This is a genomic window from Leptolyngbya sp. NIES-2104 (assembly GCF_001485215.1).
Taxonomy (GTDB): Bacteria; Cyanobacteriota; Cyanobacteriia; order Leptolyngbyales; family Leptolyngbyaceae; genus Leptolyngbya.
This window is the reverse complement of the sequence record NZ_BBWW01000001.1, coordinates 4,739,435-4,756,574: the sequence shown is the minus strand read 5'-3', so window position 1 is coordinate 4,756,574 and position 17,140 is coordinate 4,739,435. Positions and strand designations below refer to the sequence as shown.

Sequence of the window (17,140 nt, the reverse complement as noted above, 5' to 3'; positions counted from 1 at the left end):
AAAACTTGATCAAGGAGACAGAACAATGACGGACATGTTGATTACGCCACTTCTAAAAGCAAACGACAAAACTGAGGTCTTTCAGCTTCAAGCGATCGTGTTACCAAACCTAGAAATTTGTACAGTCGAAGCGCTATACATTCGCCTGGATGACGATTGTTTTTTAGATTATGAGCAAAATCAAATTGAATTCAAACCAAACGGAAAGCTCAGTTTTGATACTTACTTCAATGCTTTTTCTGTTGATAAATGGAAGAATTATACTAGCGTAAAAGCTATTCATTTCTACTTAAAATTCAAAGGAAAATTCAGAATTAAACTTCTTAATCTGGGTCAATTCTCAAGTTCTCCGGTTTTGGTGAGTCAGAAAATTCTTGAACACCAAACCTTGTATGAAGAGTGCCTATTTTCTGATATTGATATTCATGCTTATCAAGGACTACTTTATCTTGAGCTTGAAGCTTTAGAGGAGAATTGTCTTTTCACGGGTGGATGGATCGGAACAACAACAGAGCTTGATGAACAGAAAACACCGAAAATTGCGATCGTCATTTGTACTTATCGTAGAGAAGCGTATGTGCAGCGAAATGTACAAGCTTTGCGATCGACGTTACTAAATGATTCACAAAATAATTTTGAAATATTCATTATCGATAACGGTAGAACGCTCAAAGAATTTAATCACTCTTGTATTCATGTGATTCCCAATAAAAATGCGGGTGGCAGCGGTGGATATACACGCGGTGTCATCGAAGTTTTGGAACGCGAAGACGAATTTACGCACATTATATTTATGGATGATGATGTCATTATCGATCCAGAAGTGGTGAAGCGCGTCTATAGTTTTCAACGCCTAATTAACAGTAAAACGTTATGTCTAGGCGGTAGCATGTTGAAGCTAGACACGAAATACATTCAGCATGAAAACGGCGCAATCTGGGACGATGGCACGATTTGCTTAAAGCCCGATTTAGATTTAAGAGAAGTTGAAAATATCTTATTGAATGAAGTAGAAGAATACATTAACTACAATGGCTGGTGGTTCTTTTGTTTTCCGTTAACGGTGATCGATCGCGATAATTTACCTTATCCATTTTTCATCAAAATGGACGATATGGAATTGCCAATCCGTTTACAGTATCAAATTATCACGCTTAATAGTATTTGCGTTTGGCATGAACCACTAGAAAATAAATACTCTCCCTTAATCAATTACTACTTGCGACGAAATGAATTAATTCTAAAGTCTTTAGTTTCAGATGAATTTAGTGGGATTCAAGCAGCAAAGCAAGCCTTCAAATTTAGTATTCGTGAAGCCTTTTGTTACCGCTATAAAAATGCGAACCTTGTCTTAAAGGCGGTTAACGATTTTTTAGCAGGACCGACTTACATTAAATCGATCGATCCTGAACAAAAGAACTTAGAGTTGATTAGTTTGGGTGAAAAACCAGTCAGAAACTCAATCCAACAATTTATCCAAAGTAAGTATCAAGAAAGCGTTGAACAATCGGAAACAACGCTGCATCGATGGTTTAGATTAGCGACGCTGAATGGACATTTACTTCCTTTATTTCTATTTTTTAGTGACACAGCTTTGAAGAGTAAAGGATATCGAATTGCTCCGATTCATCAATATCGTCCAGTTAATGTCTTTAGAGCAAAAACTGTTTTGTATTATCAACCCACGACGCGAGAAGGGTTTACAGTACAGTTTTCTAGAATTGAGTTTTTTCGAGTCTTGTGGAGCGCGATCGTCATTTCTTGGAAGCTACTTCTCAGCTTTCCCGCCCTCAAACAACAATATCGAGACATGCGCCCTGAGATGACAACTCTGGAGTTTTGGAAAACCTATCTGAATCTAAAACATTAATGCCTGACGTACGATCGCACATCAGGCAAGCTGTAAATTAAAGTGGAGCTGACGGGAGTCGAACCCGTGTCCAAACTGGGTATTGATTCCTCGATCGTTCACAGGTTTAGCTTCTCTGATCCTCGAAGCGGGAACTGTCCTTTATCCCGGACAATAGGATGCTCTGGTATTGTCTTAGCTAGAACGCCAACCAGAGGTGAAGTCCTAGAGCGACCGTTGGGGGTTTGCTTACTGCCTTTAACGGTGTCAGACCGTAAGCGCTCGAACCTGAATTAGAGGTGTTTTATGCTGCAACAGGTGCAGTTTTACGAGCAAAAGGTACGATGTTGTTTGCATCTATTGTTTTGAGCCTAGATTTACGAGAGTGGACTCCCTCTCGACCTGCATCTCGATAGAACGTTCGCCAACCTGTCGAAACCGTTACAGCCCCAAGACGTTCTCTCATTATAGCGTGTGGTTTTTGATTACGTCACTAATTGAGCGTAATGAATGATCAAATTCTGCCTCGTGATGCGATCGTGTCTCTCTATCAGGAGAAGTGATGGCAATCGCGTTCTTTTACACTGCCAATCAGTCAAATGTGGCGAGGTTTATTTATGCCAGTATTTTTATTGCGTCGGATCATGACGATCGCGACGATCATTGCATTGGTTGCGATGACGAGTTTTGGGGTTCTCACTCTGCCTGCTCATGCGGCATCTTCAAGTGGAGTCAGTTCGCAAGAGCAAATCGATCGAGCTTATGAAGAAACTGAGGCAGCAGGGATTCAAGAAGAGATTTATCAACAACGTCTGCGAGAGGGAGAAAATCCTGAAAAGATGCCGAAGCCTTTTAAGCGGATTGTGGATGCAGAAGGCAAAGAAGTGCCTCAGACCAGTCTAATTGAGACTTCGGTGAGTAAAGTTCGGGAACTCACTCAGAAAGTGACAGGCAAATAAACGAGGAAACAATCATGGATATTTCTGAAATTAGAGCCGATTTAGCGGTTTATGCTGAAGGTCCAGGTGGACTAGATGGCGCATCAGACGTTCATCTTGGGACGGTTGAGGCAGTTGAGGCAGGTAACTATATCAAGATTAAGAAATTCGATTCTCCTGATGGCAAGCCGCATTGGTTCCCGATCAGTTGGGTTCGGGCAGTGGATGAGAGTGCTGTGTTTTTGAATAAAACTGCTGATCAAGCACTGGCAGAATTGAGCAACGAGGCTCCGACTGGAGCGTAAATTTGAAGAGGTACGATCGACATTCAGATCGTACCTCCTCACAATTCGAGCGTTTGAACAGACAAATCTTCTAAAGATGAAAAAGAGCAAGTTCTGATTCTTCAGGCTTGCTCTTTTTCGCGATCGTGCACTAACTATTCGTCGTTGCGGCATCCGCCGTCTGCGGGTCGGGCTTGATTCCACCCATTCTCACCTCAGAACAGAACGAAGCCATACTAAAACCACCAAATCGTTTCAGAATGCTGTGACGTAAGCGCACATTCGGACTTTCAAACCACAGCCGCTCCTTGGAATACATCGTGTCATATTCCGTAATCAGTGACAGTTCGTTGTTATCTGCCATTTCATAGCGCCCTGCAACCGGAGCCTTTTCTGCATATCCCATCTCACGGAGAAGTTTGCCTTGATTGGAATTTTCTGGATCAGCGATCGGGACTAGAACCGTTGAACCCGAATGCTTTTCCTCATCCCATTCCATCGTGCCATCCCAAGTCACTCGTGCACCGCACAAAGCCGTTGTGGGATCAATTTCGTACATTTGACAAAGCTGAATCACAGCCGGATCAGTCTTATCTAATAACTCGATCTCGATCGTTGATTTTCCGCCTTCTTGTTGCTTAAACGCGAGATGATGACTGGTTCGCATCGACGACCATTTGCCCGCACTTTGTTCAAAAAATTCCACAATATCCATGAGACGATCCTATGGCTGGTTTTATTCACTCCTTTATTGTAAAAGGTTCAGTCGCCTGAGAAATCAGTCTGCCTTTTGCTCTTTCCAAGGTGCAAAAAATGGCAGCAGTAATAATCCCGGTACCGCCAAAACCGCAGTCAGCAAAAAGAAAGCCGTCCAGCCCATCGACTGCGCCCACTGTCCCGCAGGTGCAACCAAAATATCGCGACTAAATGCCGCTAAACTGGACAGCAAGGCGTACTGAGTTGCAGACAATCCGGGATTACAAAGTCCCATCAAAAATGCCACAAACGCCGCTGATTCTAATCCCGCACAAAAGTTTTCTAGATTAATTGCCAAAATCATTAATGGAAAATTCTTTCCCACTTCTGCAAGTAAAACGTAGAGTAAGTTTCCACCTGCTTGCAGAACGGCGAAAAACCACAGCGATCGATTCACCCCAATTCGCGTCATAATCGCGCCACCTGCCAGCGTTCCCACAATGATCGCCACAATACTCAACGCTCTCGGTGATGCTAGATCTTCCGGGCTAAACTTCAATCCTTTATCTAATAAAAACGGCGTTGCCACGTTTCGCAGCAGAGAATCTCCCAATCGATAAACCACGATAAACACAAGAATTGCCAGTGCTCGTCCTGCTCCATTTCTCCCGATAAAATCCTGAAACGGTAACACTACTGATTCTCTTAGGGTTTCCGGGGGTCGAATTTCTCGTGTCGGTTCCGGTGCAATGAGAGAACTAACAATACCGATCGACATTAGCAGCGCCATGACCACATACACCCACCGCCACGGCATCACACCCGCTAAATAAAACGTAATTGCTCCCGCCACCAGAATCGCCACCCGATACCCCAGCAGAAAGACCGACGCACCCGCACCCCGTTCGTATTCTTGTAACACTTCCGTCCGATACGCATCTGCGACGATATCTTGACTGGCGCTAAAAAATGCTACAACCAACGCCGCCAAAAAGAATGGACTAATCGAGAGCGCTTTGATCGTATTCCAAAACTCACAAAAGCCTCTGAATACAGTTTCATTGCGGCACGCGTCTCCGGAGTTGACAGCGACTTGCTGGAGTTGGCTCGTATCTTGAAATGCCATCCAAGCGATCGCTAAAAGTAAAATAATCTGACTAACAATCAGCCAACCGCGACGGCGACCGAGTAAGGGCGGAACAAAGCGATCGAGCAACGGCGACCAGAGGAATTTCAGCGAGTAGGGGATTGCCGCCACGCTAAAGGCTGTGATCACTTTCAGATCAACTCCTTCTTGACTTAACCAGGCTTGAAGCGGCTCTTTTCCAGTTAAGTAAAGCGGTAAGCCAGATGAGAAGCCCAACAGAATCAGAGCCGCCATTTTTCGACTCTGAAACACTCGAAGATACGGTTGAATATTCACGGGATTGAAGCGGGATCGAGAACGTTAGCCATCATCGCATAGAGCGCGAGATCTGCGTTTCTCGATCGTTCACGATGCTCGATTGTTCCACGATTGCGAAATCTTTCTGAGCCACGATTGAAACTCGGCATGGCTATCTAAATCTGCATCAGCAGGCATCTCAGTCCAGTCTCCTTCAGCATCGACTCGATCGACGTACGCATAGAAAGCTTCGTCGTCTTCTCGATGAGCCATCACATACTGTCTTAATTCTTTTTGGCTCATTGCAGCAAAGTTCGGCTTGTTCATCAGAGGTACCTCCATTTCCCGTTGGGGTAAATTTCGATGATATTTTCTTCACCTGCTAAGAAAAAGATATTTCCAGTTCGCTCATCTAGTCGAACAAGGTTGATCAACAGATACATTTTGGTGAATCGACAACATAGCTCGTAGCATTTCTCTTTCTGTGCCAGTGTCGGAATCGCTCTGCCTCCGGTTTGATAGCAAAAACAGGGGCGGTGTTAACCAACGCCCCTTAATTTTAGTCGGTTTCAATCTAGATCTTGCCGTAGCCGCGCCAAACGCCGACTAGAACGCCTTGGATTTCGACTTCTGAAGCGGGAACTTCGGTCATTGGATACAGTTCACGGTTCGGGTTGCCCGGTTTGAGAATGACTTTGTTTCCTTTGCGCTCAAAGTATTTCAGGGTTGCTTTGCCTTGATGGTGTGCTGCCACGATCGTGTCATTCTTGATCGTTCTCGCATCGTTCACAGGCTGCAAAATCACAATATCGCCATCGTCGATCAAGGCATCGATCATGCTGTGACCCCGGACTTTCAGCGCGAAATGATTCGGCTTCAAGAGCAGATTCGATAAGTCGAGGTATTCGACTTCTACATCCGGGAAGGTTTCAACTAAGCTCGTTGCTGCGATCGCGCCTCGGATCGGGACTCCTTGTGGCAAGGGGTTGAGAATCCGAATCGTGCGAGCTTGCCCCTCTGTCCAACCGATGTAGCCCTTGTTGCGGAGGTGCTCCAAGCGGCTTTGGACGGGAGCCGGAGACTTCAGATTCATCGCGGTCATCATTTGCCGAATCGAGGGAGCATGTTGGTGGTCGCGGATGTAATCGACCAGCCAGTCATAAAGTTGTTGTTGGGCTTCGGTAAGGGGTTCCATAAACTCCTGTGAGAATTACAAAATAACTAGAGGATTTTAGAACACTTGTATCACGATTTTACACGTTCGTCTAGTAAATTTGTTTATCATTCTCAGAACATTTGTATCGTCATTTTGATCATTTGTCTAGCGATCGCACCCTGTAAAATTAAAACTGTTGATCAAATCCGAAATTTAAACATGACAGCAATTCGCGAAACCAAGCCTAGACTGACTTCCCGCCTCGTGAGCGGTCTTTTATCGATTCCGCCTGTGTTCAATCTGGCGAGGGTTCGTGCTCGAAATATGATGATCAAACGGGCGGAATCGATCGGTGTTCCTTGGACAAAAATTGTGGCGGATTTGCAAGAACGCGATTGGTCAACTGAATTTGAAAAAGTAAATAATCCGAGTTTGGAATATCCCGAATATTATTTGCGTCCGTTCCATGCGTATGAGAAAGGAAATTTAGGCTGGGAACCTGCAACAGAAGTAGAGGTTGCGGCGTATGCGGTTCATGCTCGAATTTGGAAAGATGCGGGAAAAGATGGCGATCGACGTTTACGCGAAAGTTATCACGAGGTTTTGAAAACTCAGATTTCTACTGCACCAAAAGATATCGTTGATTTCGGTTGTAGCGTGGGAATGAGTACGTTTTCGCTGCAAGAAACATTCCCGAATTCGACGGTAACAGGTGTTGATCTTTCGCCCTATTTTCTAGCAGTTGCAGAGTATCAAACCGGAGACCGTCAAAATATTCATTGGCTCCATGCGGCAGCGGAATCAACGGGTTTACCTGCGGCTTCGTATGATTTGGTTTCGGCTTGTTTGTTGTTTCATGAATTGCCGCAAGAAGCCGCGATCGCGATTCTTCAAGAAGCGAGAAGATTACTTCGTCCCGGTGGACATTTGGCAATGATGGATATGAATCCACGGTCTGAAGTTCACGCCAAAATGCCGCCTTATATTCTGACTTTATTGAAGAGTACAGAGCCGTATTTAGATCAATATTTTGCGTTGGATTTGGAAAATGCGATCGTTCAAGCAGGGTTCAATCAACCGACGCTCACTTGTAATTCTCCGCGCCATCGAACTTTAATTGCTCAATTCTCCTGATTCGGAAAGGAAGCTTGTTTCGAGCAATCAACAGACAGTTCAACATCGCGAACAGGAGACTGAACACTAAGGCACTCAAAGTCTAATTCGCTCAAGGGGGACTGAGACAACAAAGTATGAAGATCGGTCTGTTCTAGTGGCGGTAAGGAGTCGGACATTAAGATAAAACCTGCCTATTAGCGTTTAGATTTTATCTTAATGTCTTAATTTGAGACTTACATTTAGTTCATTTGTGCCAATGCGTTCCGGTAGCCTTCCGCATCACCTTTTTGCAGATACAAATCGGCAGCACGTTGTAAATCGACGATCGCACTTTGCCGATTGCCCATTCGCATCAATAAAACGCCACGCTGATAAAAGGCGTTCGGTCGATTGGAATCGAGGCGAATCGCTTGATTGAAATCCGCGATCGCACCCTGCAAATCCCCAGTTTTCATTCTCGCTTCACCTCGATTCTCAAAAGCGTCTGGATTGTTGCTATCGACATCAGCCGCAGCGCTAAAATCTTGAGTTGCACCAAATCGATCGCCTAACTTCGCTCTCAGTTCTGCCCGTTGGGTCAGGGCAGCAGCGAAATTTGGTTGAATCTGAACTGCTTGAGAATAATCCGCGATCGCGCCCTGTTTGTCACCGGATGCCGCTCTTAAATCTCCTCGGCTCTTAATCGCAGGGGCGAAATTCGGATCAAGTTTCAATGCCTGGTTGTAATCTGCGATCGCGCCTTCGGAATTCTCCAAAGCTGCTCGAATCATACCGCGCTGATGAAAGACCGTTGCACGATCGGGAGTCAGCGTTGCCAATTTGGTTAAATCTGCTTCAGCGGCTTCGAGATAACCGAGTTGGGCATTGACTTGAGCGCGATTGTAGTAGGCATCGGATAAATTTGGTTTCAGGCGAATTGCTTGGGAAAAATCGGCGATCGCTTTTTCTGAATCTCCAATTTCGTGCTGGAGGGTGCCACGAGCTAGAAACGCATCAGCGGAATTGGGTTGCAGTTTGATCGCTTCATTCAAATCAGTTAAAGCCGCTTGTTGATCGCCTTTTTGTGATTTGGCAAAACCACGATTTACCAGAGCAGGAACGGATTTCGGCTCGACTTTCAGGGCTTGGTCAAAATCTGCGATCGCTTCATCCCAGCTTCGTGATTGACTCCGTATAAACCCGCGATTTACGTAGGCAATTGCTAAATTTGGATTGAGTGAGATCGCTTCGTTCAAGTCTGCCAGCGCTGCCTCAATGTCTCCCAAATTAAACCGCGCACTGCCCCGATGAGCGTAAATCAGGGCATCGGTCGGATTCAGTTGCGCGGCTTGGTCGAGGTCTTGGATTGCGCCTTGGTAATCTCCGAGCTTCGATCGTACGGCTCCCCGGCTGACATAAGGACTGCCCCAAGTCGGATTCAGTTGAATCGCGTGATTGTAGGCTTCTAATGCCTCGCGATATTGAGTATCCCGGACGCGATTTTCGCCCTGGCTGAAGAAGTTTTGAGATTGCTGAAGTCGGTTCGCCACTTCGGGAGCGGGCTTGGATTCTTGAGCAATCGCAGGTGAAACAGATAGCCCTAAAGCCGCAATCGCGGCAAGATGAAACGGAAGACGAATAAAACGCATAGCTTAAAACCTGATTCGCGCATCGGTTAAGGTTCTCTTTGCCCTTAACGTTCCCGCAAACCAGGTTTCAACTGACATCACCATTCGGAATTTACGGATATCTTTGTTAAGTTGGGATGAGTTCGCCGGGTCTGAGTTTTGCCCACTTCCCTTTTTCTTCTTTAAAACTGAGACAGCCGACGACATCCCATTCCATTTCGATGTAGTCACTGCGATCGCGAATATTCACATTGATCGTAGGTTCGGTCGCTTCAAAATCTGGAGTTTCAGTTAAATGAGCTTGTTCGTGCTGGGTTTCGACCGCGTTATAAGTGGTACAGCGATCGACATAGTGGCAATTGACGCAAATACACATGATTTCCAGTTCCTCTGATTCACAATAGAGGGATAGGTCGCTTCCTTTTCTGTTACTCTAGCTCAGGCGCAATCAAATGATCACCTGATCTCAGGTTGCATTATGTTGCGGCTGAACCGGGGAAAGTTTTCTCCCACACAGTTTTTTTGTTACAGTACGACTTCGATCTAGGTTAGCAAGCGCGTGAATTTGCAGTTAGAACATTATCGCAACGTGGCATTGGTTTCATCTGCTCTATCTCCGGAGACGTGGCCCTTTAGCTTAAAGTGGTTGCCAAAATCCGCGTGTTTAGTGGGCGGGACAGTGCGAGATGCGTTGCTTGATCGACATTCTGAATATCTTGATCTTGATTTTGTTTTGCCCTCGGATGCGGTCGAGACGGCGCAAGCGATCGCTCGTCATTATCGGGCTGGGTTTGTCGTGCTCGATGCGGAGCGCCAAATTGCGCGGGTCGTGTTTGAACAGGGGACAGCGGATTTTGCGTTACAAGTCGGGGACACGCTCGAAGCGGATTTGCGGCGGCGCGATTTTACGGTGAATGCGATCGCGTACAATCCCCATACAAAAGATTTGCTCGATCCGCTCCACGGCTATGAGGATTTGCAGCAGAAACGGCTCAGAATGGTTTCTGTCGAGAATTTGGCAGAAGATCCGCTGCGATTGTTGCGGGCGTATCGTCAAGCGGCTCAGCTTGGATTTTCGCTGGAATTAGAGACTCAGCAAGCGATTCGAGAACTAGCACCAAATTTGAATCGCATTGCAGCGGAACGAGTGCAGTCTGAGTTGAATTATTTGCTAGGAACGGCGCGGGGAACGCACTGGATTAAGACGGCTTGGGAAGATGGTTTATTGAACGATTGGTTTCCAAGTGCGTCGATCGAGAAATTGGCTCAAATTGCTGCGATCGATCATGTCACGGTTCATCTTCAAGAAACCTGGACAGAATTTTGGTCAGAACTGAGCCGAACAGTTCGGGGCACTCCCAAAGCTTCAGAAGCGAAGGGATCAGTCCGGACTTGGGTCACGATCGCAAAACTCGCCAGTCTTTTACCTGATGATCCCGAAATGGCAGAGGCGCAATTGTGGCGATTGAAGTACAGTCGAGCGGAAATTCAAGCGGTTTGTACTGCTTTGAAGGCGTTACCGCAGTTGAAATCGGATTGTGCGATCATCAATTGGTCACTCGCTGAGCAGTATCAATTTTTCCAGGGTGTCGGTGCAGTATTTCCAGCGATCGCGCTGTTGGGATTTGCGATCAAGCTTCCGGTTGAAGGTGTCGCGATGCTGATCGATCGATTTCTCAATCCGGCTGATCCGGTCGCGCATCCGAGTCCAATTTTAACCGGGCAAGATTTGATTAGTTTGTTGCAGATTCCGCCGAGTCCGCAGATTGGGAAAATTTTGGCAGCGTTGCAGTTGGCGCGGGCGGAAGGGAAAATTTCGACGCGTGAAGATGCGATCGAGTTTGCAAAATCTTTCGTCTAAGGTTTGTAAATCGACAAAATCCGTTAAGCTGTATTCTGGATAACGGTTTTGACTGCCTGAATCGCTGCAAGGGACTAGATAAAACCTTCAGTTATGAAATATAATCGTCAACTGTGTCTAAATTCAGTTTAAGACTGTGACAAGTAAGGGGTAAAAAATGGCTAAACGCCGCAACCAGAAGAAAGAAAAAGCGCTGCGTAACCAAGCGTACGCTCGTAAGTTCCGCAAACGGACAAATACAGGTCGGTTTGGCAACCGGGGTAGACGATTCGATGGCAACCGTGACGAGAACGAAGGCGATCAAGGTGAGAACCGAGTCTCTGAAGGCGCAGCAGATGTCTAGATTGGATTGATAGCGTTACAGACACGATCGCGCTATGAATAAGATCAAAAAAATCCCTCGACTCTAGGAGTTTGGGGGATTTTTGATGCTCATCGAATCAGGCGTGTGACTTCAATTTCGACATCTGGAAAAGCGATCGGGCGAATCATGCCGCTGGTTAAGGTCGATCGCGACTGGTATTCTCCATTCAATGAATCGCGAAACACAATCAGTTCTCTCGTTCTGAGATTAATCACCCAGTACTCAAGAATGTTTGCTGCCGCATAGATTCTCGCTTTCAGTTTCAAATCTTTTTCAAGGCTCGATTCTGAGTATTCGACTAGCCAAAAGATATTTTCAGGATAAGGGTGATGTTCAGTTTTATAGACTTCTCCCAGCGGTTGAACGATCGCTAAATCCGGTTCTGGCTCAGAATTGTTCGATAACGTTACGGGGTGTCCTTCTCGAATTTTGACGCGATTTCTAAGTCGATCGCGCAAATAATCACCCGCATCACTGCTTAAACTGGCATGAGGCAGACCTTCCGGCGGCATTTCAACTAATTCTCCATCTAATAATTCAACGTGAACATCATCGAATACGCCCGCCTCTACAGCTTGGTGATAGTGTTCGATCGTCCATTTCAGTGTGCTGATCGTCATGATTCCAAACTCAGATTTTTTAAGGAATGCAAAATCTAGCAGCATCGAAACAATTGCACTAGACCATAAGCGCATTATATAAAGAACTCCAAGCATTCAACTGTTTGGAGTTCTCTTTAGATTGACTCGATTTTCTATAGGGTCAACGATTGAGCATCCGTTTCAATCAATTTCGCTAGATCCCGTAAAAATGCAGCCGCATCTGCACCATAAATAATCCGGTGATCGCAAGTGATATTCACCTGCATTTGACGACGAACGCCTAGCATTCCGTCATCGGTCGCGACGACATTCGCACGAGAAGCCCCGATCGCTAAAATTGATCCCTGTCCCGGTGGCAAAATCGCGTCAAACGTATCAACTCCGAACATTCCTAGATTCGAGAGCGTAAAGGTTCCAGAACTGTACTCGTCGGGTTGGAGTTGTTTAGAACGTGCTCGATCGACTAAATCTTTCCAGCTACGAGACAGCGAATAGAGATCTTGCTGCTCTGCATTTTTCAATACAGGCGTGATCAGTCCTCCATCTTCCATCGCAACAGCAACCGCAACATTGATTCCAGCATTAAAGTGAATGCCATTTTCAACATAGCTTGAATACAGTAATGGATGTTTTTTCAACGTTACCGCAACTGCTTTCGCGAGGAGTGCAGTCATCGTGACTCCTTTTGATTTCACCTGCTTGTAGAGTTTGTCCAGCGCATCAGTTGTAATCGTATAACCGACTCGGAACACAGGAACATCGAGACTTGCCATCATGTTCCGTACAACCGCTGTTTGGAGCGTATTCATCGGTTGAATCTGACCGGGCTGCGTGGGCGCGGGTGCGGCAGGTCTGGGAGTCGGTGCAACGGCGGCAACGCGAGCAGGAACAGCAGGAACCGGAGTCGGTGCGGCAGGAACCGCAGGCTTCGTCACGGTTTTTCCAGCCGCCGTTTCGACATCTTCTGCCACGATGCGACCGTGAGGACCTGTACCCACTAGGGTTTCAAGATTGACTTTCAGATCTTTTGCGAGTTTACGAGCGCGAGGAGAAGCCACGGTTCGACCATTTTTTGCAGCAGCACTACTGCCATTGGTCGAAGCGGCAACGGCAACAGGTTCAGGAGCGGCAGCGGGCGCAGCGGGTGAATCAGCGGGGGCAGCAGTTGAGGTGGCTTGCTGTTTGGCGAGTTCGATTTCGGCTTCGGTTTCTGCCAGAAGCGCGATCGCGGCTCCGACGGGAGCGGATTCGCCCGCTTGAGTCACGATCGTGGCGAGATAGCCTTCGTAGAACGATTCGACATCCATGTCGGCTTTGTCCGATTCCACCACCACGACGGTTTCGCCTTTTTCAACTTTGTCGCCCGGTGATTTAGTCCAGGACACGATTTTTCCTTCGGTCATCGTGGAACTGAGAGCGGGCATGAAAATTTCATGGATCATGGCGGTTAATCAGAATGGGTCTAGATCTAAACACAAGCAGTGCAGATCAGATTGTATCGAATATTGGTCTGAAAACCGATGAACTGACCCACACTGCCTGCTTAAATCCTCGTGGGGATTTGAAACCTCCGATCGCAAGAAAAAGTACCTGCTGTTCTCACACGTTCAAAGCTTTTCAATTTTTGCGAGTCCTTGCTGGTAAAGTTTGCGAATCGCATCTACGACTTTCGTATGCAAATTTGGAGCGGGTTCAGATTCGAGAATTTGCAGTCGAGTTAAGAGTTTTGCTTCTTCGCTATCGATCGAGCCATCGAGATAAATTAATCCGCTGATCTCTTCAATCAATTGATGACAGCGCTCAGAAGTGGGAGCATCGCCTAAGTATTCTTGCACCCACTGATAGCATTCTTCGGATTTCACCGATCGCAGTTCGTAGAGAATCGGCTGAATTTCGCGATCGCTCTCTACCCCTTTTTCTTTCGCAATCCGCTGAAGATACGATCGCTCTTCAGGCTGAATTCTGCCATCGAGCCATGCGACTCCGATTAGGATTTTCACCAGTGTTTTTGTTTCATCCATGTTTTAGTCTGACCATAAAGAATCCGTCCATATTGTGGCAGTGGGGCAGAACTTTGATCCAACCTTCTGAAGTGGTCAGGGCTGAAAATTGATTCGGGACTTCAATTGACCAGTCTGGGTGTTGAGCTAAAAACTGTTTCACAACCGATTCATTTTCGATCGAATTCAAGGTACAAGTTGAGTAAACTAATACGCCTTGAGGTTTAACCCAAGTTGCCGCTTCGGTGAGAATTTCTTGCTGGAGTTGTGCGAGTCCTGCTGCACTTTGTGGAGTCTGTCGCCAGCGAGCATCGGCATGACGATTTAAGGTTCCAAGTCCAGAGCAAGGGGCATCGACTAAAACGCGATCGCACTGTTCTTTCAATTGCGGCACATCGCGGCTATCACAGGTCAATGTGTGAATTGAGGTTAACGCTAAGCGATCGACATTTTGCTGGAGTTTTTTGAGGCGGGAGGCTGTTTTATCGATCGCCCATACCGTACCGCGATCGTGCATCAATTCTGCTAAATGCAAGGTTTTTCCACCTGGAGCCGCACACGCATCTGCCACAATTTCTTCAGGTTGTGGATCGACCAAGTGACCGACTAACTGAGCGCTGCTATCTTGCACAATCCACCAGCCTTCGGTATAGCCGGGTAGGTTCTGAATTGCGCCTGTGCTCGGAGGCAATCGAAGGGCATTAGGAACGTTTGGAATACGATCGACATGAATGTTCTTAGCTCTCATGGCTGCTTCGACTTGATCGATGTTCGTCTTCAGCGTATTCACTCTCAAATCAATCTGCGGTGGACGATTCATCCATTCACAGAGCTTTTCGGTTTCTGCAATTCCAAACTGGTCACACCAAGTTTGAACAATCCAATCCGGATAGCTGTGTAAGATGCCGAGACGTGCGATCGCTCCGCTACAGGTGCCCGAATGTTCCGGTAATTCCAGCGGATCAGCTTTCAGAATTGTTTGCGTTCTCAAATACTGCCGCAGCAACCCATTCACAACGCCCATTAGTCCACTTAGCTTGTTTCGCTTTGCCAGTTCTACACTGGTATCAACGGCTGCCGATTCGGGAATTTGATCAAGGTAGCGCAGTTGGTACAGTCCCAATTGCAGAATCAAACGGAGATCGGGCGGTTGATTGTTCTTTCTGGCGAATTGATCAATCAGCGCATCTAACGTTCTTTGGCGGCGAATCGTGCCGTAAACGAGTTCGGTGAATAAACGTCGATCGAGCAATGACATCTCAGCCTGCTGCAACGCTTGATCAACGGCAACATCGGCAAACGCTCCTTTGTGAATCGATCGGAGCGCGGTAAATGCAAGTTGGCGGGGATTCGGGGACAACGATCGACAAAGAGGCGAAAGGGCTTATCCAGAATAACGCGAATTCGATCGGTCTTTTGGCGGCGAAGACATTCATCGAATTCGCGTTAGCTTAAACGCTCAGACAAATAGCGTTCCACGATTTGCACAATGCGTTCCGAAGCCAATCCATCCCCAAACGGACTGACCGCATTTGCCATTGTTTGATAGGCGATCGAACTACTCAATAGTTCGCCCGCCTCTTTCAAGATATTGTCCGAATCCGTCCCGATTAATTTCGCTGTTCCCGCCATCACTGCTTCAGGGCGCTCCGTCGTTTCCCGCAGCACCAAGACAGGTTTACCCAAACTCGGTGCTTCTTCTTGGATGCCTCCCGAATCGGTCAGCAATAAATACGATCGTTTCATCGCGCCAACGAGATCGGTATAATCCAATGGTTCAGTGAGAAAGACTCGCGGATGATTGCCCAAAATTGCGGTCAATGGTTCGCGAACCGTCGGATTGCGATGAAGCGGAAGCAGCAAAGCCGTATCTTCAAACTGATTCAGGACTTTGAGAAATCCTTGGGCAATATCTTCTAGCGGTTGCCCCCAGTTTTCTCGACGATGCACCGTTGCCAAAATCGTCCGGTACTTCGACCAATCTAAACCGGGGATATCACAGGGAGGATTGCGATCGGCAACCGCCAGCAGCGCATCGATCACTGTATTTCCGGTTTGATGAATCTCGCCCAAAACGTTCGATCGCTTTAAATTCTCAACTGATAACGCTGTCGGCGCGAAGTGAAGCTGTGTAATTTGCGAAACCAATCTTCGATTTGCCTCTTCAGGATACGGATTGAAAACATTCTCGGTTCGCAATCCCGCTTCCACATGACCCACCAGAATTTTCTGATAAAACGCAGCCAGCGCCGCAGCAAAAGCAGTCGTTGTATCTCCCTGCACCAAGACCATTTTGGGCTGGATCGTTTGAAACAGTTCCTCCAATCCGCGCAATGCCCAGCAGGTAATATCGGTCAGGGTCTGCTTCGGTTGCATAATCGCGAGATCATGCTGTGCTGATAGATCGAACAGTTGCATCACTTGATCGACCATTTCGCGGTGCTGACCGGTGAGCACAACTTGCGTCTCGAACAGGGGCGATCGTGCAAACGCCTGAATCACCGGAGCCATCTTAATCGCTTCGGGACGCGTTCCCACAATCAGACAAACTGGAATCGGCAACTTAAGCATCAGAACTCACCCAACAACAAGGAACGATCAATTTTTCTATTTTGCCCGTAAAAATCCGGAGCATTGCTCGATCGTGCCACCCCCATCATTCGGGATTCGGCATCGAAATAGAATTAAGAAATGTAAAGTTGTTTCTCATAAAAAAGCCCGACCGAAGCCGGGGGAGTCAGACCAGTTCACCGAATGACAGTTCGCTTATTCAGCGATTTCGCAGGTCAGCGGGCAGGACGCATACACAGAAGTATGTAAAGGATTTTCCTTACCGTTTAACCAGCGGAACATTTCAACTTCTTGAGGATGAATGCCTTTGGAGGTTAGCCAAGCCGAGGCAAACATAATGCCGAACGCATGAACCCCAATGACCAGAGCGGAGACAAACAGAATCGAACTAAACGGCAGAATCGCATCGAGAACAAATGCTGCTAAAGCACTAAGCGAAACCACCAAAATAAACATTGGAAATCCGACCACAATCATGCAGACAGTCAGCGTAAAAACCCAAACAGAGAAGCTTTTGAGGTTAAACAAGATAGCAGAATTTTCCAGGCTTTGACTGTTTGCCAAGGTCATCACTTTACTCCTAGTAAATAAGGTTTATTTGGTAGTACGAAAACTTGTTCGCTGGCGGTTCAGTTGCCGCTCTCATGCAAATCAGTATAGGGAAATGATTAGAAAAGGTGAATACAAATTAAAGAAAGTTTAAACTCTGAAT

At 46.7% G+C, this 17,140-nt stretch carries 18 protein-coding genes and 1 other RNA gene; 6 read left to right on the top strand and 13 right to left on the bottom strand.

The genetic code is table 11. The features are described 5' to 3' along the window. The first annotated feature begins 25 nt into the window (after nucleotides 1–25). The gene (locus NIES2104_RS22865) at nucleotides 26–1,870 is read left to right on the top strand and encodes a glycosyltransferase (protein WP_059000553.1); all 1,845 of its coding nucleotides are present in this window, start codon (nucleotides 26–28) and stop codon (nucleotides 1,868–1,870) included. Between the two features lie 40 nt (nucleotides 1,871–1,910). Here NIES2104_RS22865 and ssrA read toward each other — a convergent pair. Continuing rightward, nucleotides 1,911–2,300, bottom strand: a transfer-messenger RNA (tmRNA) gene (gene ssrA, locus NIES2104_RS30620). A 166-nt stretch (nucleotides 2,301–2,466) separates the two neighbouring features. Between ssrA and NIES2104_RS22860 the strand changes: the two genes are divergently transcribed. Both NIES2104_RS22860 and NIES2104_RS22855 read left to right on the top strand, forming a co-directional pair. Continuing rightward, nucleotides 2,467–2,808 (top strand): hypothetical protein, encoded by a 342-nt coding sequence (locus tag NIES2104_RS22860; protein ID WP_156427025.1) that lies wholly within the window; start codon nucleotides 2,467–2,469, stop codon nucleotides 2,806–2,808. Nucleotides 2,809–2,822: 14 nt separating this feature from the next. After that, nucleotides 2,823–3,092 carry a DUF2171 domain-containing protein gene (locus NIES2104_RS22855; RefSeq protein WP_059000551.1) on the top strand — a complete coding sequence of 90 codons (270 nt, stop codon included), beginning with the start codon at nucleotides 2,823–2,825 and terminating at the stop codon, nucleotides 3,090–3,092. Between the two features lie 130 nt (nucleotides 3,093–3,222). Here the strand turns inward: NIES2104_RS22855 and NIES2104_RS22850 are convergent, their stop codons facing one another. The 4 genes from NIES2104_RS22850 to lexA all read right to left on the bottom strand — a co-directional run bounded on the left by NIES2104_RS22850 (nucleotide 3,223) and on the right by lexA (nucleotide 6,346). Next, on the bottom strand, nucleotides 3,223–3,786 hold the full coding sequence (locus NIES2104_RS22850) for a phycobiliprotein lyase (protein ID WP_059000550.1): 564 nt from the start codon (nucleotides 3,784–3,786) through the stop codon (nucleotides 3,223–3,225). 63 nt (nucleotides 3,787–3,849) lie between these two features. Beyond that, a complete protein-coding gene (locus tag NIES2104_RS22845; RefSeq protein WP_263971018.1) occupies nucleotides 3,850–5,190 on the bottom strand; it encodes an AmpG family muropeptide MFS transporter in 1,341 nt (446 codons plus the stop codon). Nucleotides 5,191–5,259: 69 nt separating this feature from the next. After that, nucleotides 5,260–5,478: a hypothetical protein gene (locus NIES2104_RS22840; RefSeq protein WP_059000549.1), complete on the bottom strand. Its 219-nt coding sequence runs from the start codon at nucleotides 5,476–5,478 to the stop codon at nucleotides 5,260–5,262. Between the two features lie 247 nt (nucleotides 5,479–5,725). Beyond that, nucleotides 5,726–6,346: a transcriptional repressor LexA gene (gene lexA, locus NIES2104_RS22835; protein WP_059000548.1), complete on the bottom strand. Its 621-nt coding sequence runs from the start codon at nucleotides 6,344–6,346 to the stop codon at nucleotides 5,726–5,728. Between the two features lie 180 nt (nucleotides 6,347–6,526). Here lexA and NIES2104_RS22830 point away from each other — a divergent pair, with 180 nt between their 5' ends. After that, entirely contained in the window at nucleotides 6,527–7,441 is a 915-nt protein-coding gene (locus NIES2104_RS22830) for a class I SAM-dependent methyltransferase (protein ID WP_059002024.1), read from the top strand. 221 nt (nucleotides 7,442–7,662) lie between these two features. Here the strand turns inward: NIES2104_RS22830 and NIES2104_RS22825 are convergent, their stop codons facing one another. Next, nucleotides 7,663–9,051 carry a tetratricopeptide repeat protein gene (locus tag NIES2104_RS22825; protein ID WP_059000547.1) on the bottom strand — a complete coding sequence of 463 codons (1,389 nt, stop codon included), beginning with the start codon at nucleotides 9,049–9,051 and terminating at the stop codon, nucleotides 7,663–7,665. A gap of 106 nt (nucleotides 9,052–9,157) precedes the next feature. After that, nucleotides 9,158–9,406, bottom strand: a complete 249-nt coding sequence (locus tag NIES2104_RS22820) for a Ycf34 family protein (protein ID WP_059000546.1) — start codon at nucleotides 9,404–9,406, stop codon at nucleotides 9,158–9,160. A 183-nt stretch (nucleotides 9,407–9,589) separates the two neighbouring features. Between NIES2104_RS22820 and NIES2104_RS22815 the strand changes: the two genes are divergently transcribed. Together NIES2104_RS22815 and NIES2104_RS22810 are read left to right on the top strand one after the other, a co-directional pair. Then, the gene (locus NIES2104_RS22815) at nucleotides 9,590–10,891 is read left to right on the top strand and encodes a CCA tRNA nucleotidyltransferase (RefSeq protein WP_082690066.1); all 1,302 of its coding nucleotides are present in this window, start codon (nucleotides 9,590–9,592) and stop codon (nucleotides 10,889–10,891) included. 157 nt (nucleotides 10,892–11,048) lie between these two features. Next, entirely contained in the window at nucleotides 11,049–11,234 is a 186-nt protein-coding gene (locus tag NIES2104_RS22810; RefSeq protein ID WP_059000545.1) for a hypothetical protein, read from the top strand. 89 nt (nucleotides 11,235–11,323) lie between these two features. On the opposite strand, the gene NIES2104_RS22805 is transcribed toward NIES2104_RS22810, so the two are convergent. The 6 genes from NIES2104_RS22805 to NIES2104_RS22780 form a co-directional block, all read right to left on the bottom strand. Next, a complete protein-coding gene (locus tag NIES2104_RS22805) occupies nucleotides 11,324–11,875 on the bottom strand; it encodes a Uma2 family endonuclease (protein WP_059002022.1) in 552 nt (183 codons plus the stop codon). 134 nt (nucleotides 11,876–12,009) lie between these two features. Next, nucleotides 12,010–13,299, bottom strand: coding sequence for a dihydrolipoamide acetyltransferase family protein (locus NIES2104_RS22800; protein WP_059000544.1), 1,290 nt, complete (start codon nucleotides 13,297–13,299; stop codon nucleotides 12,010–12,012). A 165-nt stretch (nucleotides 13,300–13,464) separates the two neighbouring features. Then, nucleotides 13,465–13,878 (bottom strand): TerB family tellurite resistance protein, encoded by a 414-nt coding sequence (locus NIES2104_RS22795; RefSeq protein WP_059000543.1) that lies wholly within the window; start codon nucleotides 13,876–13,878, stop codon nucleotides 13,465–13,467. Next, the gene (locus NIES2104_RS22790; protein ID WP_059000542.1) at nucleotides 13,871–15,217 is read right to left on the bottom strand and encodes a 16S rRNA (cytosine(967)-C(5))-methyltransferase; all 1,347 of its coding nucleotides are present in this window, start codon (nucleotides 15,215–15,217) and stop codon (nucleotides 13,871–13,873) included. Before NIES2104_RS22790 ends, NIES2104_RS22795 begins: the two co-directional genes overlap by 8 nt. An 86-nt stretch (nucleotides 15,218–15,303) precedes the next feature. After that, nucleotides 15,304–16,428 (bottom strand): non-hydrolyzing UDP-N-acetylglucosamine 2-epimerase, encoded by a 1,125-nt coding sequence (gene wecB / locus NIES2104_RS22785; protein WP_059000541.1) that lies wholly within the window; start codon nucleotides 16,426–16,428, stop codon nucleotides 15,304–15,306. Nucleotides 16,429–16,623: 195 nt separating this feature from the next. After that, entirely contained in the window at nucleotides 16,624–16,998 is a 375-nt protein-coding gene (locus NIES2104_RS22780) for a hypothetical protein (protein ID WP_059000540.1), read from the bottom strand. Between the last annotated feature and the right edge of the window lie 142 nt (nucleotides 16,999–17,140).